We start from the raw sequence: 21,770 nt of genomic DNA on the forward strand, positions 1-21,770 counted from the left end.
ACTTGTGCAAGCCGTGAACGGATAAGCTCAAGGGGGGCTGTTCCTTGGGGGGCTGTTCCCCGGAGGAGTGGGGCTGCGGTTCCGGGGGGAAGGCGATCGTGTGATGTCCGCTGTCGACCAGCACAGGCCGTTCGAGGGCCGCCGACTTCTGGTGGTCTCGACCAACTACGCACCGGAGCTCACGGGCATCGGCCCGTACGCCACCCAGCTCGCCGAGCACTGGGCCGCCTCCGGCGCGCTGACCCAGGTGCTCACCGGCATGCCGCACTACCCGTCCTGGCGGGTCGACGCGCCCTACCGGGGAGTGTGGCGGGCGACCGAGACCCGTGTGGCCGTCGGTGTGCACCGCCGGAGACACTATGTGCCGTCCCGTCAGACGGCCCTGCGCAGAGCCGCGTTCGAGGCGACGATCCTCGGGCACGGGCTCCTCGCGCCGCCGCCCGGACGCCCGGACGCCGTGATCGCCCAGATGCCGAGCCTCGCGGGCGGGGTCATCGGCGCCCGGATCGCCCGCCGCCACCGTGTCCCCTACCTGCCCGTCGTCCAGGACCTGATGGGCGCGGCCGCCGCGCAGAGCGGCATCCGGGGCGGCGGCCGAGCGGCGGCGGTGGCCGCCGCCGCCGAGCGGTACGCGCTGCGCCACGCCGCCCTCGTCGGCGTCATCCACGAGAGTTTCGTCCCGGGCGTCAGAGCCCTCGGTGTCGACCCCGCACGCATCCGGCTGGTCCCCAACTGGACCCATGTGCAGGGGCCCACCGCCGACCGGGCGGCCACCCGCGCCCGCCTCGGCTGGACCGAGGGCACCCCGGTCCTGCTGCACTCCGGGAACATGGGCCTCAAGCAGGGGCTCGAAGTCCTGGTCGACGCCGCCCGCCGGGCGCCGGACATCCGTGTCGTGCTGATGGGCGACGGGAACCAGCGCGACGCGCTGCGCGCCCGTGCCGCGGGACTGGCCAACCTCGACTTCCTGCCGCCCGCCGGGGCCGGGGAGTTCACCGACATCCTCGCCGCCGCCGATGTCCTCGCGGTGACCCAGCGCGCCTCGGTGCTCGACATGAGCGTCCCCTCCAAACTGACCTCCTACTTCGTCTCCGGGCGGCCCGTCGTCGCCTCCGTCGCCGACGAGGGCGGCACGGCCGACGAGGTGCGCCGCTCGGGCGCCGGCGCGCTGGTCGCCCCGGAGGACCCGGCCGCCCTGCTCGACGCCGTACGGAAACTGGCCCAGGACCCCGTCGCGGCCGCCGCGCTCGGCGCGCACGGACCTCGCTACGTCGCACAGCATCTGAGCAGGCAGGCGGGGCTGGCCCGCTTCGACGCACTGCTGGCCGAGGTCCTCGGCACCGCACAAGGGAGCCCACGCCGATGACGCATCAGATCCGCCCCCTGGACGAACAGGACGAACCGGCGCTGCTGCGGGACCAGTTCCGCCAGCTCCTGCGTTACCGGCGGCTGCTCGGCGCCGGCATCGTCGTCGGGCTGCTCGGCGGCGCGTACCTCGCCCTGGGCGGCGAGGACACCTACACCGCGACCGGCGAGGTCCAGGTCCGCTCCGCCACCGCCGACCCCTTCGCCACCGGCGCCTCGGCCGACAAGGGCATCAACATCGGCTCCGAACGGCAGACCGCCGTCAGCGACACCGTCGGCGCCCTGGCCGCCAACGCCCTGGCCCAGTGGGGCGACCATGTGCCCGCCGGCGAACTGCTCTCCGGCCTCCAGGTCACCAACCCGCCCAACACCCTCACCCTGCGCTTCTCCTACACCGGCCGCAGCCCCGCCCAGTCCAGCACCCGCGCCGAGGCCCTCGCCAACGCCTACCTGGAACACCGCAAGGCGCGCACCGAGGAGAGCATCGCGAACATGGCCACCGGCTACCGGGCCCAGCTCGAACCGCTGGAGGACAAGCGCGATCTGCTGGAGGAGGAGATCGGGGCGGGCGAGGCCGACGACGTGAGCAGCGCCCGCGCCAACATCATCGTCTCCATCTCCGAACTCAGCAGGAAAATCTCCGAGTTGGAGGCACTGGACACCACACCCGGCTATCTCAACAAGAAGCCCGTCCCCCCGACCGAGCCCACCGGGGCCGGGCTGCCGCTGCTGCTCGGACTCGGCGGCGTCGTCGGTCTCGCGCTCGGCCTGCTGATGTCGTGGGTGCGCCTCGTCTTCGACCCGGCCGTCCGCTCCACCCGCGAGGTCGTCCGCTGTCTGGGCGCCCCGCTGCTGGGCACCCTGCCCCGCGAGCGCACGGCCCCGGGCTCCCTGCTCGCGATCGGGCGCGGCGGCAGCCGGCTCGCCGAGGAGTACCGCGCCGTCGCCTTCCGGCTCGCCTACGACCCGTCCTTCGCCCGGAGCCGCCGGCTGCTGGTCACCGCCCCGCGCGGCGACAACGCCGCGGCGGCCGCGGCGGCCGCCAACCTGGCCGCCGCCTTCGCCGAGATGGGGCGTGACGTACTCCTCGTCGAGGCCGACCTCCGTACCCCGTCACTGGCCCGGGACCTGGGCCAGGCCGCCTACGGCGTACGGCCGCGCTGGGCCGGGGACCCGGCGGCCTCCCCCCGGAACACCCCGCACGCCCCGGGCGGCTGGCCCGCGGGTACCCGCTCCAACGTGGACGTCCCCGGCTCCGGAGCCTTCGCCCTGGTCGCCGGGGCCACGGTGGACAATGTGCCGCGCGCCCTGACCTCGGAGTCCGTCGGACGCATCGTCGCCGAGGCCGACCGGCCCGGAGCCGTGGTCATCGTCCTCGCCCCGCCCGTCCTGGCGTACGCCGACGCGGTCGCCCTGGTGGACCGGGTGGAGGGCGTCATGGTGGTCTGCGACCCGCGTGAGGTGCACCGCAGCGACCTGGAACGCATCCGGGAGATCATCGGCGCGTCCGGCGGATCCGTGCTCGGCGTCCTGCTCCACCCGGGCCGCGGCCGGGCCCTGCGCCGGCCGCGCGCCGGGCGCCAGAAGTCCGCCCGGCGCCGCAACGGCTCCGGACCGGGCGCCCACACCGGGCCGGTGAGCACCGGTGACCCCAGCGAGACGCTCGGCCTGCGCCCCTACGACCTTCCCGCCGGGCGCCCATGAGAACACCCTCACGGGAGCCCGTGAGGACCCGGACCGCGATCGTCTGCTCGGTCGCGGACCAGGGCGTGGCGGCCCTCACCAACATCCTGGTGCTGGTAGCGGCCGCCCGGCTCTCCACCGTGGCCGACTTCGCCCGCTTCTCGGCCGTGTACCTCGTGTTCACCGTGCTCCTCGGGATCTCCGGCGCGTACACCGGACAGCCCCTGGTGCTGAGCCGCGGCCGCGGCGCGGAGACCCGGAGCGCCTGCCGCTCCGCCGTCGCCCTCACCCTGCTCGCCTCGGCGGCGCTCGGCGCGCTCCTCGCCGCCGTCTGCCTCCTGCTGCCCGGCGACACCGCCCGTGCCCTCATGATGCTGGGGATCGTCCTGCCAGTGGTCCTCGGCCAGGACGCCGCGCGCTACGCGTTCTCCACCCTCCAGCGGCCCCACCTCGCGCTGACGGCCGATCTGCTCCGGCTGGCCTGCGTACTGGCCGCGCTGTCCGCCCAGCCGTACGGCGCCGGGGCCGCGCGGCTGATCACCGTCTGGGGCCTGTCCGCGCTGCCCGCCCTGCTGCTCTCCGCCGCCCTGCTGCACCGGGAAGCGGCCGGGAGCCCGGTACGGCTGCGTCCGCTGCTGCGGCGGGGCCACCTCGGCAGGCGCTTCGTCGTCGAGTTCGGGGTGGGCAACGCGACCGGACAGCTCTCCGTCCTCGGGCTCGGCGCGGTCGGCAACCCGCTGCTGGTCGGCGCGCTGCGCGGGGCCACCACGCTGTTCGGGCCGCTCAACGTGCTCTTCACCTCGGCCACCGGCTTCGGCCCGCCGCTGCTCGGCCGGATCGGCGACGAGCGCCGCAGAATACGGGTCACCGCCGCACTCGCCGCCGTGCTGGCCGCGACCGCCGCCGCCTGGGCCACCGTGCTCGCGCTGCTCCCGGACGGGGCGGGCCGCGGACTGCTGGGCGACACCTGGCCGGTGGCATCCGCGCTGCTGCCCGCGACCGGCAGCCAGTACGCGGCGATGGCGGTGGGCACCTGCGGGCTGCTGGCCCTGCGGATGCTCGACCCACGGACCACCCTGGCGATCCAGGTGGTGTTCTCGCTGGCCGCCGTCGCCTTTCTGACCTGCGGCTATCTGCTCGCCGGAGTCCCCGGCGCCGCCTGGGGGCTCTGCCTGGGCTCGGTCTGCAAGGCCGCCGCCACCTGGACCCGGGTGTACCGGCTGCGCCGCCGCGCCCCGGCACCGGGGGAGCGGCTCAGCGCCGACGCCGTACGGCCCGCTCCCTGAAACCGGTCACGAGCAGCAGACACAGCGCGGCGATGGCGAGCTTGCCCACGGACTGGAGCAGCGGCCCGCGCAGCAGGATGAAGGTGTACCCGGCGATGAGCGGCGCGGCGATCGCCAGGACGCTGCCGGGCCCCGGTCCGTCCCGGGAGACCGCCAGCGCGTAGCGGCGGTCGGTGCGGGCGGCGGCGTAGCCGATGAGCGCGAGACCGCCGGTCATTCCGGCCGGACCGAAGTCCACCCAGAACTCGGTCCACAGCGGCGCGGACAGGTTGGTCATGTTCATCCCCATCCACTGTCCGACCCTGACCCCGGTGTCCTCCGGTTTGCCGCTCCACACCGCCCGGGGCACGAAGAAGAGCCCGGAGCCCGCCAGTTGTCTGCCGTAGGTGTGACCGCGGGTGTCGACCCAGGAGATGGTGTTGGCGAACATCACCGTCTGGTCGTAGTCCTTGGTGGCCAGCGGTTCGAAGACGGACGCCGACTGCACGGGCCGGTACCCCTCGTCGTCGTACCGGAAGCGGTCCGCGTACGGGAACAGCACCAGCGCCCCGACGACGCCCGTCGTGAGCACCGAACGGTACATCGCGGCACTGCTCGGGAACGCGGTGAAAAGGAAGGAGACCAGGACCGTCAGGAACCAGTAACGGGCGTTGGAGACCGGGTTGTTCACGATCAGGTTGAGCAGGGCGAGGGCGACCCACACCAGCACCGTGGACGGGGCGCGGCGGGCGGCACGCGAGGTCACCAGCCGCCGGGTGCAGAAGAGCAGCGCCAGGAGCGCCGGTACGGTGCCGAAGCCCTTCAGGAACGCCGAGCCCACATTGGACTCCGTGGACGCGACGCCGCTGGCCGCCACGGACGCGCTGATCTCCTGACGGCTGGAGAAGAAGACGGCGGGCCCGCCGAGCTTCAGCACGTAGTACCCGCTCGCCGCGAAGGCCAGCAGCACCAGCAGCCGGAGCCGGACCGGGTGCGCGACGGCGGACCCGCGAGCGCCTCCCGTGCCTCCGGCGCCTCCCGTGCCGGGCGCGACGCGCGGGCCCGGACGGTGCCTCAGGGGCCGCCGGGACGCCAGGAGCGCCCCCAGGTCGAACGCGGCACAGCCCACCAGGATCATCGCGACGGCCGTCACCAGGTCCGAGCGGGGCCCGACCAGCGGCGTCGGCGTCTGCCCGATCACCGCCTGCGCGAACGGCGCCACCCCCATCGCGATGTACACGAACATCCAGAAGACGCCCTGGAGCAGCCGCCGCCGGGTGGACAGGATCATGGTGGCGAGCCGGGCCCCCGCATAACAGGTCAGCACCAGCTGGAGCCAGTACCCGTTGTCCCGGACCCCCGCCCCGGGCTGCGCGGCGATCAGCGCGGGCAGGAAACACACCAGCCCCAGGATCAGCGGCACGGCGAGCGCCCGCGACAGCATCGCCCACGACATGGGCCTGGCCGGAGCCCTGCCGGACCCGCTCCCACCGCCCCCGTCCGCGGGTGCGGCCAGGGGCGCGGACGGTGCCGGATCCCGCACGGACGTCATGCGCCCCCCGTTTCGTGGACCTGTGAACACTCTAACGAATCACCCCACTTGAGGGGATGTGATGACTAGTCTGTGGAATGTCGGCCGAGGTTGAGGGGAACCGTGGTGAAGGTTCTGCACGTTGTCACATTGCACACCCCGGACCATGCGTTCGGCGGCCCGACCCGGGTGGCGCTCAACCTGTCCAAGCTCCAGCGCGCGGGCGGCGACGACGCCCGGATCATGGCCCTGGGCGACGGCTTCGGACCCGGTGCGCTGCCCGGCGAGGTCGAGGGGGTTCCCGCCCATCTCTTCCAGGCCCGGCACCTGCTCCCCAGGTTCGAGGTCAGCGGCATCACCTCCGGACCCCTGCTGCTGGCCGCACGGCGCATGATGCGCGGCGCCGACCTCGTACACGTCCATCTGATGCGCGACCTGGTGACCCTGCCCGCCGCACTGCTCGCGCTGGCCACCCGTACGCCGCTGGTCGTCCAGACGCACGGAATGGTCGACCCCACCGAGAACAGGGTCGCCCGGCTCACGGACCTGCTGGGCGTGCGGCGGGTGCTGCGCGGCGCCGATGCCGTCCTGTGTCTGACCGAGACGGAGCGCGTCGATGTGAACGCCGTCGCCGCGCCCGTCCCGCTGACCCGCACCGTGCGGCTGGTCAACGGCGTACGGCCGCAGGAGCGCAAGCCCGCCCGGGACCGGGACCGGCCGCCGACGGTTCTCTTCCTCGCCCGGATCCAGGAGCGGAAGCGGCCGGAGGACTTCGTCGCCGCGATGCCCGCCGTCCTGGCCGTGCACCCGGACGCGCGCTTCGTCCTGGCGGGACCCGACACCGGCGCACTGCGCGGAACACTCGAACTCGCCCGCAGGCTGGGGGTGATGGACTCCCTCGACCAGGTGGGGCCGCTCGGTCACGAAGAGGTCCTCGCGGCGGGCCGGCGGGCCGATGTGTATGTGCTGCCCTCGATCGAGGAGCCGCTCGGTGTCTCCGTGCTCGAAGCGATGTCCGTGGGCACGCCCGTCGTCATCACCCGCACCTGCGGTCTCGGCCCGGAGGTGGCGCGGGCCGGGGCGGGCCGGGTGATCGACAGCCGGCCGGGCGAGGACGGGGCCAACGCGGCGAAGGTCGCCGGTGCGGTCCTCGAACTGCTGGAGCCCGAGGCCAATGAGCGCGCGGGCAGGGCGGCTTGGGAGCTGGTCGGCGAACACTTCACCATCGGGGCCGTGACCGGCACCCTCCGGCGGACCTACGAGGACGTGGTCCGCCGGAAGACCGGCTGACGGGAACGGTCCCGGTCCGGTTCCTGTCCCCGGCCGGTTTCCGCCCCGTTCCCGTCCCCGTTCCGTTCCCGCCCCCGGTCCGTTCCCCGTTCCGGTCCGTTCCTCACCGTCCGGTGCGGCGGTGGACGCTCAGCCCTTCCTGCCCTCACGGGACTTGAGCGCGATCTGCCAGCGGTAGAAGCTCATCGCCAGCGCGAAGTCGAAGCCCGCCCGCCCGTCCAGGAACCCCCGCCGGTAGACGTACATGTACGCGAACGACACCAGCGGTTTGAACGGCGCCTTGTGGAACAGCTGCCCCTGCCGGGACTTGACCCTGCGCACCTGCTCCTTCACCTCGGGGTGGTGCTCCAGCCACGCCTCCCAGTCCGAGTAGCGGTTGTGCCGCTCGAACCAGGCGGTGACCGGGTCGAGGTCCTGGTGCTCGATGGGGTTGCGGAGCGAGCTCGCCGACCCGGCGACCGGCTGGTAGTGACCCTCGACCTCCCCGATCCCGGGGGCGTCGAGGTCGCCGACCTCCGGGTAGTGGCAGCGGGTGCGGTCGGTGAGGGACCGCTTGCGGATGGTGTAGCCGTGCCTCAGCCGCTTCCCCGAGAACCAGTAGCCCAGGGGAATGTCATAGGCCGCAGGCTTCGGAGCCGTCGGGTCGGCGAAGATCTCCCGCAGCTCGGCGAGCAGCCCGGGGCTGAGCCGTTCGTCCCCGTCCAGCAGGAGAATCCAGTCCAGATCGGTGCGGACATGGTCCAGGCACCACTGTTTCTTCCGCGGATGCCCGCCCTCCCAGGTGTAGTCGATCACCTCGGCCCCGCACTCCTCGGCGATCCGCGCCGTGTCGTCGGTGCTGTGGGAGTCCACCACGACGACCGCCTCGAAGTGGCCGAGCACCGACTTCACCGCCTCGGCGATGTTCAGTCCCTCGTTCTTCGTGGGGATCGCCACGGCGATCGGCAGTCTGGTCATCCGGTCTTTCCTTCGGGGAGCCAGGCGTAGCAGCCTGTGGAGGTGAAGGCGCGGGCCGCCTCCGGGACGGTGATCCGCACCCGCTCGGCGGATTCGGCGCCGGACATGCCCGAGCCGGAGGCCTTGGAGCCCGAGGCGCTGGAGCCCGAGGTGCCCGAGCCCAGGACCTTGCCGCCCGCGTCGGTGATCTGCCAGGAGCAGTCGGGGGTGGGGGAGACGGCACGGTAGCGGCCCGGCCGCAGGCCCTTGGCGGTGTGTGTGCCGTCCGGGTAGCCGAGGGCCGCCTCGTCCGCCAACTCCCGGTGTTGGGTGCACAAATGGGACACCGCGGGCTTCGCGCCGGGGATCTCGCCGGTCACGATCGCCGCGACGGCGGTGTCCCGGTCGGCCTTGACCAGATAGCCGAGCTTGTCGCAGGTCTCCTGCCCGGTCTGCAGCACGGCGGCCGGGTCCATGCCCACCGGGACCCGGTCCACCAGGTACTCCTTCTGCTTCTTCGTGAAGGAGCCGGTGGCCGGGGTGATCCGGTCGGCGGGCACCTTGGGCGGCTCGCTCGTGGGCCCGGCGGCGGGTCCGCCCGCCGGACCGGTGGACGTACCGGCGGCGGACGGCCCGGCGACGGCGGGCCCGGAGGCCGCGGGGCTCCGGGCCCCCGCGGCCTCCGGGCCGTTCCCGTCGGCGGACGAGCCGCAGGCGGCCAGCGCCGCCGTCATGACGACGACGGCGGCACCGGCCAGGAACGGATGCCGCATCAGCCGTTCCTCAGGGCGTAGTGCGCGCTGACCTGGGAGGCGCTCAGCGCGGTGGGGTAGACGGCCGTCTCGTCGATCTGCCCGGCGAAGTAGTTGCTGGTCGGACGGCTGGGCCAGCCGGAGAGACTGTCACCGCCGGCCCGCCAGTAGCCGGGGTAGTTCTCATTGGCCGTGTACAGGAAGTTCGACGCGCGCAGTTGTCCGTCGACGTACAGTGCCATCCCGCCGGTGCCCTGGGTGGCGACGACGTGGTGCCACTTGCCGTCGTTGTACGCCCCGGTCGTGGTGACGGTGCGGATGCCTCCGCTGCGGACGCCGAAGACCAGCCGTCCGTCGTCGCGCATGTAGACGTGCTTGTCGAATGTGGTGCTGTTCTGCATGATCTTGTTCCCGAACCCGATGATCCTGCCGCCCCGGGTGGTGGTGGTCTTGATCCAGGTCTCCGTGGAGAAGCGCGTGGGCTGCGCGTACCGGGTGTTGCCGTACACGTACTCGTCGAGCCCGTTGAACCCGATCGCGGTGGAGCCGCCGGCGATGGCGGCCGGCGTCTGCCGGTAGGCGGGGCCGTTGCGCAGGAAGCCGTTGCTCAGCTTGCTTCCGGTGTCGGCGGCGAAGGTCGCCGCGCCCTCGTCGTAGCGCCAGTACAGCGAGGCCCCGTCGGCCAGCACCCGTGCCGGGTAGCGTTCCGTGGCGGCCGCCACGGTGGCGGACTGCGCCGCGGACTTGGCGCTGGTGTTGGTGCCGTCGCTCGCGGTGATCCGGTACGAGTGGGTCTCGCCCACCGCCACATCGGTGTCCGCCCAGGTCAGCTGCGGCCGGTCCCAGAACAGCGAGTACCCGGTCGTGGTGTGTACGGGGGTGCTCGCCCCGTCCTTGTAGATCCGGTACGTCAGCTCCCCGTCGTCGGTGTCGAAGCTGGTCTGCCAGTTGACGGTGATCCTGCCCGGGGTGACCGTGGAGAGGCTGACGTTGGGCACCCACGGCGCCCCGGTGTCGGGACCGTCGGCGAACCGGGTCAGGCCCTGCTGGGCCGAACCGTTGACCGTGGTGAACTCCCCGCCGACCCACAGGTAGTGGCGTCCGCCGCTGTCCGTCTGGGACATCGTCCGGGGGCCCACGGGCTCCCCGATCCCGTCGTTGGTGTCCGGGAACCACGGCAGCAGCTTCGGGTCGTCGACCGACTGGGCCAGCAGGTGCTTGCGCTCCTGGTCCGGGAACTCGCCCATGCTGTAGCAGTCGTGGGCGTGGCTGCCGCTGTACAGCACGCCCTTGTGGACCAGCACGGCCTGCGTCGCTCCGAGGCAGGTGTCGCGCCACCGCTGCTGGAAGTCGTCCAGGTCGAGCGCGATCCGGCCGTCGAAGACCCCGCCGCCGGTGCCTTCGTTGGCGGTGTAGAAGCCGGTGGCGTCCGTGGTCAGGTCCTGCACCGTGGAAGTGTTCGGGATGAATCCGGGATAGCTCTTGGTGAGTGCGCCGGTGGTGGCGTCGACCACGGCCAGGGCGTGCGAGCTGGTGCCGTTGACGGTGAAGAAGTCCCCGCCGAGCAGGACGTGCCGCCCGTCCGGGGTCACCTCGACGGCCCGTGCCACCTCGTCCGCGTTCGCGGTGAACGGCAGCAGGTCCGCGCCCGTGGTGACGGCGGCGAACTTGTTGCGGGTCTTTCCGCCCACGCTGTTGAAGTCCCCGCCCAGATAGACGGTGTCCGCGGTGACGGCGAGCGCCCGCACCGTCGCCGAGACGGAGATCTTGAAGTCGTCGCGCGGGGTGCAGGTCGCGGTGTCGATCGCCACGACATTGCTGACCCCGACCCCGTTCACCGACCCGAACTGGCCGCCCGCGTAGAGGGTTTCGCCGTCCGGGGAGAGCGTCAGTGCCCGTACGGTCGCGGTCCCCGAGGACTGGGTGAAGGACAGGGCGCAGCCGGTCGGCGCCCCGGTCGCCGCGTCGAACGCGGCGAAGTTGACCGCCGGCTGCTCGGCGGTGCCGGGCGCGGCGTCCGGCGGGCGTACGGTCGAGAAGGTGCCGCCCGCGTACACGACGCCGTCCCGCGCGGCCATCGACCAGACGATGCCGTTGGTCTGCCAGGTGGTGAGGTCGTCCGCCGTGAGGGACACCGGCGGGGTCAGCGCGGCCGAGGGGGATGTGCCCGCCGCGGTCGCGGTCAGGGCTCCGGCCAGCAGGCAGAGCGCGGCGGCGGCGGCCCGCACACGGCCGCGTCCCCCAGGGCTTTGCCCCGTACTTCCGTTCATCATTCGGCTCCGAAGGTGAGAACGATCTGCGGCCGGTGGGCCGCGTTTGCTGTTCCGCCGGACCGGACGCGGAGACTGGCCGTCCCGCTGCCGGTGAGGGCGGTCGAAGAGGCGGAGCCCAGGGCCCCGCCCGGTGCGGACACGTCCGGGTCCACCGAGCGACCGGTGGAACGCGGTGTCGCGTCGCCGATGATGGTCCCCGGGACGGACGCGGGGAGCGCCGAGCCGGGTGCTGTGGGGGAGCACCGGCCGTGCCCGGGTACCGCTGAACGGCACCGCGCGGGGGCCCTCGGCGGCGAACGCGGGAGTACGCCGGACGGGATGCGGAGGGCGACGCGGGCACCCCGGGGGACCGGGCCTCTCACCGGTCCACCCGCACGGCCGCTCCGGTGAGCTGGTCCGCCAGCAGGCGGATGTCCGCGTCCACCATGATCCGGGCCAGTTCCCGCGACCTGACGGCGGGCTTCCAGCCGAGCAGTTCGCGCGCCTTGGAGGCGTCGCCGATCAGCGCGTCGACCTCGCTGGGACGCTCGTACTTCGGGTCGTGGCGCACGTGCTCCCGCCAGTCGAGCCCCGCGTGCTCGAAGGCGAACTCCAGGAACTGGCGGACGCTGACCCCCTCGCCGGTCGCGACCACGTAGTCGTCCGGCCGCTCGCACTGGAGCATCCGCCACATGGCGTCCACATACTCGGGGGCGTACCCCCAGTCCCGTACGGCATCGAGATTGCCCAGGTGCAGACGGTCCTGGAGTCCGGCCTTGATCCGTGCCACCCCCCGGGTGATCTTCCGGGTCACGAAGGTCTCGCCGCGGCGCGGTGACTCGTGGTTGAACAGAATGCCGTTGACCGCGAACATTCCATACGCCTCACGGTAGTTGACCGTCGCCCAGTACGCGTACACCTTCGCGACGCTGTACGGGCTGCGCGGGTGGAACGGGGTGCCCTCGTTCTGCGGCGGCGGGCTGGCGCCGAACATCTCGGAGGACGAGGCCTGGTAGACCCGGGTCTCGATCCCGCTGGCCCGGACCGCCTCCAGCAGCCTCATGGCGCCGAGCCCGGTGACATCGCCGGTGTACAGCGGGGCGTCGAACGAGACCCGGACATGCGACTGGGCGCCCAGGTTGTAGACCTCCTCCGGCCGGATGTCACGCAGCAGATTCACCAGCGCGACGCCGTCCGCCAGATCGGCGTGGTGCAGCACGAAGGAACGGTCCGCTTCCTCGGGCCCCTGGTAGATGTGGTCTATCCGCTCGGTGTTGAAGCTCGACGAGCGGCGTATCAGCCCATGGACCGTGTACCCCTTGCCAAGCAGCAACTCGGCCAGATACGAACCGTCCTGGCCCGTGACGCCGGTGATGAGCGCGGTCTTCGCCACGAGTCCCCCTTCTGTGTTCGCCCGAGGGGCGAGTGGTCACCGATATTCCGGAATTGGATCGTTCTGCGGCAAAACGTCTCCGCGCTGTGTGTCTGCTGGCACAATCCGAGCCATGACGACTGATCTCCCCGGCCCTCCCCAGGAATCCGTCCGCCCCCTACTGCGTCCCGGCTCCCGTGTCTTCGTGGCGGGCCACCGGGGTCTCGTCGGCTCGGCACTGGTGCGCCGCCTCACCGCCGAGGGCCATGAGGTGCTCACCCGGGGCCGTGAACTGCTCGATCTGCGCGAGGCCGCGCCGACCGGCGCGTATCTGCGCGACATACGGCCGGACGCCGTGGTGCTGGCCGCCGCCAAGGTGGGCGGGATCATGGCCAACAGCACCTGTCCGGTGCAGTTCCTGGAGGACAACCTGCGCATCCAGCTCAGCGTGATCGCCGGGGCGCACGCGGCGGGCACCGGGCGGCTGCTGTTCCTCGGCTCGTCCTGCATCTACCCCAAGCACGCCCCCCAGCCGATCCGCGAGGACGCCCTGCTCACCGGCCCGCTGGAGCCGACCAACGAGGCGTATGCCCTTGCCAAGATCGCCGGAATTGCGCAGACCCAGTCGTACCGCCGGCAGTACGGCGCCGCGTACATCAGCGCCATGCCCACCAACCTCTACGGACCCGGTGACAACTTCGACCTGGAGACCTCGCACGTCCTGCCCGCGCTCATCCGCCGCTTCCACGAGGCGAAACGCGACAGGGCCCCCGAGGTCACGCTGTGGGGTTCGGGAAGCCCCCGCCGCGAATTCCTCCATGTCGACGACCTGGCCGCCGCGTGCGTACGGCTGCTGGAGGTCTACGACGGCGACGAGCCCGTCAACATCGGCTGCGGGGAGGACCTGACGATCCGAAAACTGGCCGAAACCGTACGGGAGGTGACGGGGTTTCAGGGCGGCATCGCCTGGGACACCTCCAAGCCCGACGGAACCCCGCGCAAGCTGCTCGATGTGTCCCGCCTCTCCTCGCTCGGCTTCGAGCCGAAGATCCCGCTGCGCGACGGCATCGCCTCCACCTACGCCTGGTGGCTCGGTCAACTCCGGTAGAACGCCTGACCGTTCACCGCACAGGGCTCCTCGCATCCGCATGCCCCGCCCCCTCAGTAGGCCCCGCGGCCGTCGGTGACGGCACGCACCGTACGGGCGAGGAGCCCCATGTCCGTGGCCACCGACCAGTTGTCGACGTACCAGAGGTCGAGCGCGACGGTCTCCTGCCAGGACAGCTCCGACCGCCCGCTGACCTGCCACAGCCCGGTGAGCCCCGGCTTCACGGAGAGCCGCCGGTGCTCACGCTCGTTGTAGCGGGACACTTCCTCCGGGAGCGGTGGACGGGGTCCCACCAGGGACATCTGCCCCATCAGCACATTGACGAGCTGGGGCAGTTCATCGATCGACGTCCGGCGCAGCGCCCTGCCGATCGGAGTCACCCGCGGATCGCGGCGCATCTTGAACATCGGCCCGGCACCCTCGTCGGCCGCGACGAGCTGCGCCTTGCGGCTCTCCGCGTCCGCCACCATCGTGCGGAACTTCCACATGGTGAACGGCTGATTGTGCTGGCCGTGCCGGATCTGGCGGTGGAACACCGGACCGCGCGAGGACATCCGTACGCTCAGTGCCACCGTCAGCATCAGCGGAGCCAGCAGCAGCAGCCCGAGCAGGGCGCCGCACCGGTCCATCGCGGTCTTCACCGCCGCCTGCGGGCCGTGGCGCAGCGGCGGCGAGACGTGCAGCAGCGTCAGGCCGGCGACCGCACAGGGCCTGACCCTGGCCGCGGCGACACCCGAGAGCTCCGAGAGCACGCAGAGGGAGATCCCCCCGTCGTGCAGTCCCCAGCCGAGCCGCCTCAGCCGTTCGCCGGTCAGCTGGGGGCCGGGGGCCACCAGCACCAGATCCGCCGCGTGCGCGAAGGCCCCGCCCAGTACCGTCGACACATCGTCGTCGGCGGGGCACGAGGCCAGCCGGCCCGGGACCCGCACATCGTGCTCCAGGGCCACCGGCCCCACCGGTATCGCGGCCACCACGTCATACCCGTGTCCCGTACGGGAGTTGAGGAGGTGAACCGCCCGGTCGACCCCCGGCGCCTCGCCGACCAGCAGCACCCGCCGCCCCTGCCGCGCGGCCCGGGGCCACCGCCGCAGCTGCGCCACGAGGGAGGCGGACACCAGCGCCGGCGCGAGTGCGACGATCTCCGTGGCCGGGTCCACGGAACCGCCGGTCACCGTACGCAGCACGGCGAGGGCCCCGATGAGCAGCAGCCAGTCCCCGGGCACGCCCCAGGCCCCGGGCGCGCCGGGCCCCCCATGGCGCGGCCGCTCCGCGTACCGGCCGCGCGAGGCCCGCAGCCCGGCCCACACGAGACCGGCGAGCACCGCGGTGGCCAGCGGATCCGCCTGGTCACCGGCGCTCAGGACCGGCCAGGCCGGGAGCGCGAGCCCCACGGCCTCGGTCAGGGCGAGCAGCGCCGGGTGCCGGCCCGGCCTTCTCCTCGGCCGGCTCGGGCCGGGACGGTCGCGCCGTAACTCCCGGGCCCGCCCCGACTGCTGCGGGGCCATGGCGCGGTACCGGGACGCGGCGGTACGGGGACGCGGCGCGCCCCGGAGCCCGACCGGCCCGGATGTATCGGTTTCAGGTGTTTCGACATGCCCCATGGACCCCCCAGTCACGGTCGCACCCCCACAAACGGGACGCATCCGCCGATCCCATGGACTGACGGATGCGCCCTCGCTCGGTGCACGATATCCACACAGGTGCCATTTCGCTGGAGTTCTCGTGAAGTTCAGACACATCGGAGGCATGGTCGCCAGGTCCCTTTCGGGGGTGATCTCGCCTTCTGTGTATGGGTGTTGGGATTTGAAGGATTTGAGCAAGCGCTTGCGGGCGACCGCTTCGGGCTCCGCTCGCGTTCTCAAGTACCCAGGAAACCAGGATGTTTGTATGGCATGGGGAGGGTCCCGTGTTCATGTCCACCGGATGGCGTGGACGTGGAGGCGGCTTTGCGGTGGGGCGGCGCATGGGGAGCTTCTGCCCTTCGAAGGGCGGGCCGCACCCTCCGCCCCTCGGGGCGAGCGGGCTGATGGCCGGGATGTGTGCGTCAGCGGGACGTCAGTGGGACGTCAGCGGGACGGCAGGGCGGGGCCGCAAGCTGTGGGCAGACCAGGTGCCCGTCGTGGGCACCGACCATCACTGGCCGTAACTTCCGGGGGAGCCCCACATGCGTACTTCCATCCGTCGTCCCGTTGTTCTCGCCGCGACCGCTGTGGCCGCGCTCAGCCTGTCGCTGACGGCCTGTGGCGGTGAGGACGGCGCGAAGAGCGACGGCGCCGCGAAGCCGCCGTCGGCGTCGAAGGCCGCCGACGGCGGTGCGGGTACCTCCGGCTCGGGTACGGGCGGTTCGGACACCGCCGGCTCGACCGCGGGCGGCACCGAGAAGGCCGGTTCGGGGACGGCCGGTTCCGGGGAGTCCGGCTCCGGGGGTGTGGCCGCGCAGGCGGGCTCGAAGAAGAAGCCGGGCGCCAAGGCCCCGGCCTGCACCGCCGACGACGTGACGGTCTCCGCGGCGAAGCAGGAGGGCGTGCCCACCACGCACATCACGCTCACCGCGAAGAACGTCTCGGGCCGCGCCTGCACGCTGTTGAAGTACCCGCTGCTCGCGTTCGGTGACCTTCCCCAGACCTCGAAGGACGTTCCGCCGGTCGCCAAGAGCAACCCCGGCGTCCCGATCGTGCTGGAGGCCGGCGCCCCGGCCTACGCGGCCGTCCGCGTCAACAACGGCGGCGTCGATGACAAGAACCACGCCGTCACCTCGTTCTACGTGAACTTCTTCGCCACCGACGGCCCCGCCGAGGGCAGCAAGACCGTCACCGCGCCCAAGGGCGGCATCGCCGTCGACGACGCCGCGGCCAAGACCGGCTACTGGACCTACGAGCTGCGCAACGGCGCCGACGACTTCTAGGGAAGGCGAACGGCGCCGGCCGGACCCATGGGTTCTGAACGGCGCCGGCCGGCTCCGGAGACTCCGTACGGCGCCGGCCGTTTCTGGAGACTCCGTAAGGCACCAGACCTCCGAGGCACCCCCGAGCCTTGGCGGAACCGCGTCCATCCGCTCACCGAGCGGGTGGACGCGTTCGTGTGCGGGGCCATCCGGAGCGGCGGACGCTCACCCGCACACCCGTTCACCTGCTCACCTGCTCACCCGCTCTTGTCCGGGTGGGGAGCACCGGTCTCATCGGGTCAGAAGGTCTCCTGTGCGGTCGTGGGCGCCGATGCCCTCGAAGCCGCCGACTCCTTCGTGGCCTTCGTGGCCTTCGTGGGCCTCGTGGCTCTCGGCCCCGTCGAAGCCGTCGGGGCGGCTGATGGGGTGATCCAGGAGGATCTCGTCCGCGACGGCGAATCCCTTCGTCAAGGTCAGGGCATGCGGTGCGAGCTCCGCGACGACGTCCTCGGCGGCGTCGGGAAGCTGCCTCACCTGGGCACTGGTCAGGTATCCGTCCGCGAGCAGGTCCCCACTGTGGGCCGCGATGCGACGAAGGGCGAACAACCGGTGCAGCTGGTGCAGTTGGCGCCGCGCCTCCGGGTGTGGAGCCTCGTCGGCGGCATCCAGCAGCGCCTGCGCCGCGTGGCGGTGGGCGTAGGCGTCGACCAGTTCCAGGGCCGGTGTGACGGTGGCGTTCCACCGGTTGAGCGGATTGCCCGCAGGTCCGCCGCGCAGGCGGGTCCGCGCGCGCCCGTGCCAGACGCGCTCGATGTCCGACAGCAGGTCCTGGAGAAAGACGGGGTCGCCGAGGTCGCGGGCCTCCGGGGGCGTCTCCCGGGACACCTTCGGCGTGAAGTGTCCGAGAAGCATCTCACCGGCGGCCTTGACCCAGATGACAAGGTTGTCGCCCTCCGCGGTGATGGTTCCCTCGTTGGCCGCCAGCTGGCCTGCGATCCCGTTGGCCAGGAAGAGCCCCTGCGCACCGCAGCGTTCGCGGCACTCGGTCATGACGGCGCGGGCCCGCCAGGTGATCCAGCCCTTGGCGACGGCCGCGAACCGCTCACCGTTCTCCCGCTCCGACTCCGGGGACCGCGCCCATCGCCGTACCGCGGCGCGGTGCAGGAAGGTCGCGGCGTAGGTGGTGGCGATGGCGTCGAGGAGCGGAGTGTGATGGCTGCGGTGGGCGAACAGGGGGACGCTGCCGCCGGCGGACACCCCGGAGGTCCGCCGTGTGTGGGCGTGCCGCACGGCCACCGCCAGCGCGTGGCGCGTGACGCCGAGGCTGTAGGCGCTCATACAGAGCTTCCCGGCCGTGACGCGGCCTATGGAGTGCAGGAAGCGCTTGCGCGGGCTGCCGACCGAACTGGTGAAGACACCGTCCGGTGTGAGCTGTCCGTGGGCGGACTGGAGAAGCGCCGTGTGCGGCAGCCGGACCTGGTCGAAGGAGGTCGCACAGTGGTCGACGGAAGCGGTGGCCGTCTGCGGCAGCCTGCGTATCCCGACTCCCGGCATCGGGCGCCCGGACGCGTCGCTGAGCTCGGCGAGGAAGAGGAAGACGCCCCGGTCCTTGCCGTCGACGATCAGGCGGGCGGCGACGACGGTGCTCTTGGGGCCACCGGTGGAGCTGGTGTTCGGCATGAACTTGCGGGCGGCGGCACTGGGCGTGTGCAGCGTGAACGCGCGTGCGGCCGGGTCGTAGGTCGCCGTGGTCTCCAGCTGCGCGGCGCTGTTGCCGTGTCCGCTCTCCGTACACAGAAACGTTCCTGTGCGCCGCAGCTCGGTGAACTCCCGCAGATCGCGCTCCGGGCCCGCCGTGTGGTCGACGAGGCTCCCCAGGAAGAGGTTGTAGTGAATGCTCGCCACGGTGCCCAGCCCCGCGTCCACCGGGCCGACCCACTCGTGCAGCGCCGTGAGCCGCTCCACATCGGCCACGAAGTCCTCGGGACTGTCGAGCGCGTCGTTGATCAGACGTAAACGCTCGTAGGACAGCGCGGCGCGCCCGGAGGGCGACAGCCCTTCCCGGAAGCGGAACGGCTCGGTGCTGAACAGCTTTCGCCAGGGCTCGTGAAGCTCCGGCCGGTCGCCGAAGAGCGCACGCGTCAACGCCGCGACGGTCGAAGCTGCCTGGTCGGAAGGGAGGGAGGAGATGATCACGCTTCGGAACGCTAGCCCACACGTTCGGTTGCGACGGAGAGATGATCATCACGATTAGGAGCCGCCGGATGACGGTATGTGCTCCGTTCCGCGGCACGGGAAACCTTGATCGCGGAATGGGCGGAAAGTCTGGTAGCGCTGGATCTCACGGTCGTACGACAGCCTTCCCGCGCTCCTCGTCGTCCGGGGCGATCACTTCGTCCGCCGCGCGGCCCGCCGCGCCCGTTTCCACGCCCCGGTCCGCTTCACCCCCTCAGGGCCGGCGGGCCCGGGGGACAGGACCTGAGGAACGCCTGCGGGGCGGGGCGTACGCCGACGTGGTGCCGGGGTACGCCCCGCCCCGGGTGGGCCGGGTCGTAAGGGTTGGTCCGAAGCCGATGTGCGGGTTACTTCGGGTCGTGGTGGAACTTGGAGGTGGACCAGAGGTAGCCGAGGGTGGTGAGGCCGAGGGACCAGGCGAGGGTGAGCCAGCCGTTGTGGCCGATCCCGGTGCCGAGGAGCAGGCCGCGGAGGGTCTCGATGGCGGGGGTGAAGGGCTGGTACTCGGCGATCGGCCGGAACCAGCCGGGCATGGTGTCGACGGGGATGAAGGCGCTGGACAGGAGCGGGAGCAGGATCATCGGGAGGGCGTTGTTGCTGGCGGCCTCGGCGTTCGGGCTGATGAGGCCCATACCGACGGCGATCCAGGTGAGCGCGGTCGCGAAGAGGACGAGGAGTCCGAGGGCCGCGGCCCATTCCAGGGCCGTGGCGTCGGTGGAGCGGAACCCGATGGCGACGGCGACGGCGCCCACGAGGAGCACGCTCATCACGCACTGCAGGACACTGCCGACGACATGCCCGACCAGGACCGAGCCGCGGTGGATCGCCATCGTGCGGAAGCGGGCCATGATCCCCTCGGTCATGTCGTTGGACACCGAGACCGCCGTGCCGATGGTGGTGCTCCCGATCGTCATGAGCAGCAGGCCCGGCACGATGTAGGCGATGTAGGCGGAGCGGTCGGCGCCCGCGCCGCCGATGCCGGCGCTCATCACGTCGCCGAAGATGTAGACGAAGAGCAGCAGCATCATGACCGGCGTGAGCAGCAGGTTCAGTGTCAGGGACGGATAGCGCCGGGCGTGCAGCAGGTTCCGGCGGAGCATCGTGGAGGAGTCGCGGACGGCGAGGGAGAGGGAACTCATCGGGCGTTCTCCTTGGACTGGTCTGCCTGGGACGTGGTGCCGGCGGTGCCGGCGGTGCCGGTGCTGGTGCTGGTCAGGGCGAAGAAGACGTCGTCGAGATCGGGGGTGTGGACGGTCAGCTCGTCGGCCTCGACACCGGCGGAGTCGAGCCAGTCGAGGATGGAGCGCAGTTCGCGCTGGCTGCCGTCGCTGGGGATCTGGAGGGTGAGCGCCTCGTCGTTCCGGGTGGACCCGTGCAGGGCGGACGCCGCGGAGCGGTGGGCGGCGGGGTCGGTGAAGCGGAGCCGTACGTGTCCGCCGGGCACGAGCCGTTTCAGTTCGTCGGCGGTGCCCTCCGCGGCGATCCGGCCGTCGTGGAGGACGGCGATACGGTCGGCGAGCTCGTCGGCCTCGTCCAGGTACTGGGTCGTGAGCAGGACCGTCACCCCGCCGGAGACGAGTTCACGGATGATGCCCCACATGTTGTGGCGGGAGCGCGGGTCCAGGCCCGTGGTCGGCTCGTCGAGGAAGATGATCCGCGGGCTCCCGACCAGCGTCATCGCGATGTCCAGACGCCGCTTCATCCCGCCCGAGTACGTCGAGGCGGGCTTCCCCGCGGCCTCCGTCAGACCGAACCGCTCCAGGAGCCCGGCGGTGACCCGCCGCCCCTCCGCCCTGGACAGGTGGTGCAGGTCCGCCATGAGGAGCATGTTCTCCGTGCCGGTGATCAGCCCGTCGACCGCGGAGAACTGCCCCGTGACCCCGATCGCCGCCCGCACCGCCTGCGGCTCGACCGCCGGATCATGACCCCCCACACGCACATCACCACCGTCCGCCGTGACGAGCGTGGACAGGATCTTCACCGCGGTCGTCTTACCGGCACCGTTCGGCCCCAGCAACGCGAACACCGACCCGGCCGGAACACACAGATCGACACCGTCCAGCACGACCTTGCCACCGTACGACTTACGAAGACCGAGGGCGGAGACGGCGGCCGGCGGACGACCGTCGCTCTTCCTGGATGTGGGCATGACAGAAGAAGACATGGGGCTCTCCCCGATCGAAGGCTGGAATGGATGAGGCGGTGAACTCTCAGGCGCGGGCCCGGCGGATGTCGATGTTGCCGTGCCGGGTCCTGGCGCGGACCTCGACGGTGTCCTCGGTCTTCCCCGGGGTCTCGGACGAGGTGAGCGTGTTGCGCACCTGTCCACGGCCGGAGCTGACGTCGAGCCACGCTGCCGTGCCCTCGCGGACGCCGACCTCGATGGCGCCGTACCTGGTTTCCAACTGGACGGTTCCACTGGCGACTTCGGCGACGCGCAGGGCGCCGTGGGCGGTGGTGGCGGTGACGGAGCTCTCGGCGCGCTCGATGTGGATGTCGCCGTTGGCGCCGCTGACGCGCAGTTCGCCGGTCGCGGCGCCGATGGTTGTGGTGCCGTGCGAGTTCTTGAGGACGGCGGTGCCGTCGACGAGGCCGACGCGCAGGCTGCCGGAGCTGGTGGTGATCTCGGCGGGGCCCTCGACGCGGTCGACGGTGATCGATCCGTGGGCGGCGGTCAGTTTCAGCGGGCCGGTCGTGTCGAGGCGGACGTCGCCGGACGAGGTCTTCACCTGGACCTCGCCGAGCCGGCCCTCGCCGAGCACCTGGGTCCAGGCCCCGGTCAGGTCGATGCGCGAGTCCGCGGGCAGGTCGACCGCCACATCGACGATGCCGGTGGGCCCGATGAGATGGCGCTGTTTCGCCCTGATGGTCAGGACGCCGTTCGTGCAGGTGACTTCGGTCTGATCGGCGGCCCGTACGTCCTTGTCCTTCTTCGGGTCGCGGGGCCGTACCTCGACGACCGTGTCGGGGCGGTCGGTGGCGGTGAACTGGATGGATCCCGCGTCCACCCGGGCGGTGACCGAGATCGGCTGGGGAGTGTCGAACGAAGGCATGGCTGTCCCGTCCTCTTGGCTCTCTGGCACGTCCTCGCTGGTGG

General features: G+C 71.8%; 16 protein-coding genes. 6 read left to right on the plus strand and 10 right to left on the minus strand.

The genetic code is table 11. The features are described from left to right. The first annotated feature begins 103 nt into the window (after positions 1-103). The 3 genes from OHA98_RS11385 to OHA98_RS11395 are packed head-to-tail and all read left to right on the plus strand — an operon-like array spanning position 104 to position 4,334. Positions 104-1,366 carry a glycosyltransferase gene (locus OHA98_RS11385; protein WP_266924841.1) on the plus strand — a complete coding sequence of 421 codons (1,263 nt, stop codon included), beginning with the start codon at positions 104-106 and terminating at the stop codon, positions 1,364-1,366. After that, positions 1,363-3,069, plus strand: a complete 1,707-nt coding sequence (locus OHA98_RS11390) for a lipopolysaccharide biosynthesis protein (protein ID WP_266924842.1) — start codon at positions 1,363-1,365, stop codon at positions 3,067-3,069. The genes OHA98_RS11385 and OHA98_RS11390 overlap by 4 nt, the downstream gene beginning before the upstream one ends. A gap of 20 nt (positions 3,070-3,089) precedes the next feature. Next, positions 3,090-4,334 (plus strand): hypothetical protein, encoded by a 1,245-nt coding sequence (locus tag OHA98_RS11395; RefSeq protein WP_266924844.1) that lies wholly within the window; start codon positions 3,090-3,092, stop codon positions 4,332-4,334. Here OHA98_RS11395 and OHA98_RS11400 read toward each other — a convergent pair. Further along, complete coding sequence (locus OHA98_RS11400; protein WP_266927861.1) at positions 4,303-5,769, minus strand: hypothetical protein; 1,467 nt, start codon at positions 5,767-5,769, stop codon at positions 4,303-4,305. The two genes, OHA98_RS11395 and OHA98_RS11400, sit on opposite strands and share 32 nt — an antisense overlap. Positions 5,770-5,970: 201 nt before the next feature. Here OHA98_RS11400 and OHA98_RS11405 point away from each other — a divergent pair, with 201 nt between their 5' ends. Next, positions 5,971-7,134, plus strand: coding sequence for a glycosyltransferase (locus OHA98_RS11405; RefSeq protein ID WP_266924846.1), 1,164 nt, complete (start codon positions 5,971-5,973; stop codon positions 7,132-7,134). Positions 7,135-7,263: 129 nt separating this feature from the next. Here the strand turns inward: OHA98_RS11405 and OHA98_RS11410 are convergent, their stop codons facing one another. From OHA98_RS11410 to gmd, 4 genes are all read right to left on the minus strand, one after another. Continuing rightward, a complete protein-coding gene (locus OHA98_RS11410) occupies positions 7,264-8,091 on the minus strand; it encodes a glycosyltransferase family 2 protein (protein WP_266924848.1) in 828 nt (275 codons plus the stop codon). Beyond that, positions 8,088-8,843: a hypothetical protein gene (locus OHA98_RS11415; protein ID WP_266924850.1), complete on the minus strand. Its 756-nt coding sequence runs from the start codon at positions 8,841-8,843 to the stop codon at positions 8,088-8,090. The genes OHA98_RS11410 and OHA98_RS11415 overlap by 4 nt, the downstream gene beginning before the upstream one ends. Beyond that, positions 8,843-11,095 (minus strand): LamG domain-containing protein, encoded by a 2,253-nt coding sequence (locus OHA98_RS11420; protein ID WP_266924851.1) that lies wholly within the window; start codon positions 11,093-11,095, stop codon positions 8,843-8,845. The genes OHA98_RS11415 and OHA98_RS11420 overlap by 1 nt, the downstream gene beginning before the upstream one ends. Positions 11,096-11,453: 358 nt before the next feature. Then, entirely contained in the window at positions 11,454-12,467 is a 1,014-nt protein-coding gene (gmd, locus tag OHA98_RS11425; RefSeq protein WP_266924853.1) for a GDP-mannose 4,6-dehydratase, read from the minus strand. Between the two features lie 112 nt (positions 12,468-12,579). Between gmd and OHA98_RS11430 the strand changes: the two genes are divergently transcribed. Beyond that, entirely contained in the window at positions 12,580-13,554 is a 975-nt protein-coding gene (locus tag OHA98_RS11430) for a GDP-L-fucose synthase (protein ID WP_266924855.1), read from the plus strand. Between the two features lie 53 nt (positions 13,555-13,607). Here OHA98_RS11430 and OHA98_RS11435 read toward each other — a convergent pair whose 3' ends face one another. Then, entirely contained in the window at positions 13,608-15,155 is a 1,548-nt protein-coding gene (locus tag OHA98_RS11435) for a sugar transferase (protein ID WP_266924857.1), read from the minus strand. Positions 15,156-15,718: 563 nt separating this feature from the next. On the opposite strand from OHA98_RS11435, the gene OHA98_RS11440 reads away from it, so the two are divergent. Next, positions 15,719-16,459 (plus strand): DUF4232 domain-containing protein, encoded by a 741-nt coding sequence (locus OHA98_RS11440; RefSeq protein ID WP_266924859.1) that lies wholly within the window; start codon positions 15,719-15,721, stop codon positions 16,457-16,459. A 270-nt stretch (positions 16,460-16,729) separates the two neighbouring features. Here OHA98_RS11440 and OHA98_RS11445 read toward each other — a convergent pair whose 3' ends face one another. The 4 genes from OHA98_RS11445 to OHA98_RS11460 all read right to left on the minus strand — a co-directional run bounded on the left by OHA98_RS11445 (position 16,730) and on the right by OHA98_RS11460 (position 21,726). Then, complete coding sequence (locus OHA98_RS11445; RefSeq protein WP_266927862.1) at positions 16,730-18,583, minus strand: acyl-CoA dehydrogenase; 1,854 nt, start codon at positions 18,581-18,583, stop codon at positions 16,730-16,732. 437 nt (positions 18,584-19,020) lie between these two features. Further along, positions 19,021-19,812: an ABC transporter permease gene (locus tag OHA98_RS11450; RefSeq protein ID WP_266924861.1), complete on the minus strand. Its 792-nt coding sequence runs from the start codon at positions 19,810-19,812 to the stop codon at positions 19,021-19,023. Then, the gene (locus OHA98_RS11455) at positions 19,809-20,837 is read right to left on the minus strand and encodes an ATP-binding cassette domain-containing protein (RefSeq protein WP_266924863.1); all 1,029 of its coding nucleotides are present in this window, start codon (positions 20,835-20,837) and stop codon (positions 19,809-19,811) included. The genes OHA98_RS11450 and OHA98_RS11455 overlap by 4 nt, the downstream gene beginning before the upstream one ends. 46 nt (positions 20,838-20,883) lie before the next feature. Further along, positions 20,884-21,726 carry a DUF4097 family beta strand repeat-containing protein gene (locus OHA98_RS11460; protein ID WP_266924865.1) on the minus strand — a complete coding sequence of 281 codons (843 nt, stop codon included), beginning with the start codon at positions 21,724-21,726 and terminating at the stop codon, positions 20,884-20,886. Between the last annotated feature and the right edge of the window lie 44 nt (positions 21,727-21,770).

This window comes from Streptomyces sp. NBC_00654 (genome assembly GCF_026341775.1).
Lineage (GTDB): Bacteria > Actinomycetota > Actinomycetes > Streptomycetales > Streptomycetaceae > Streptomyces.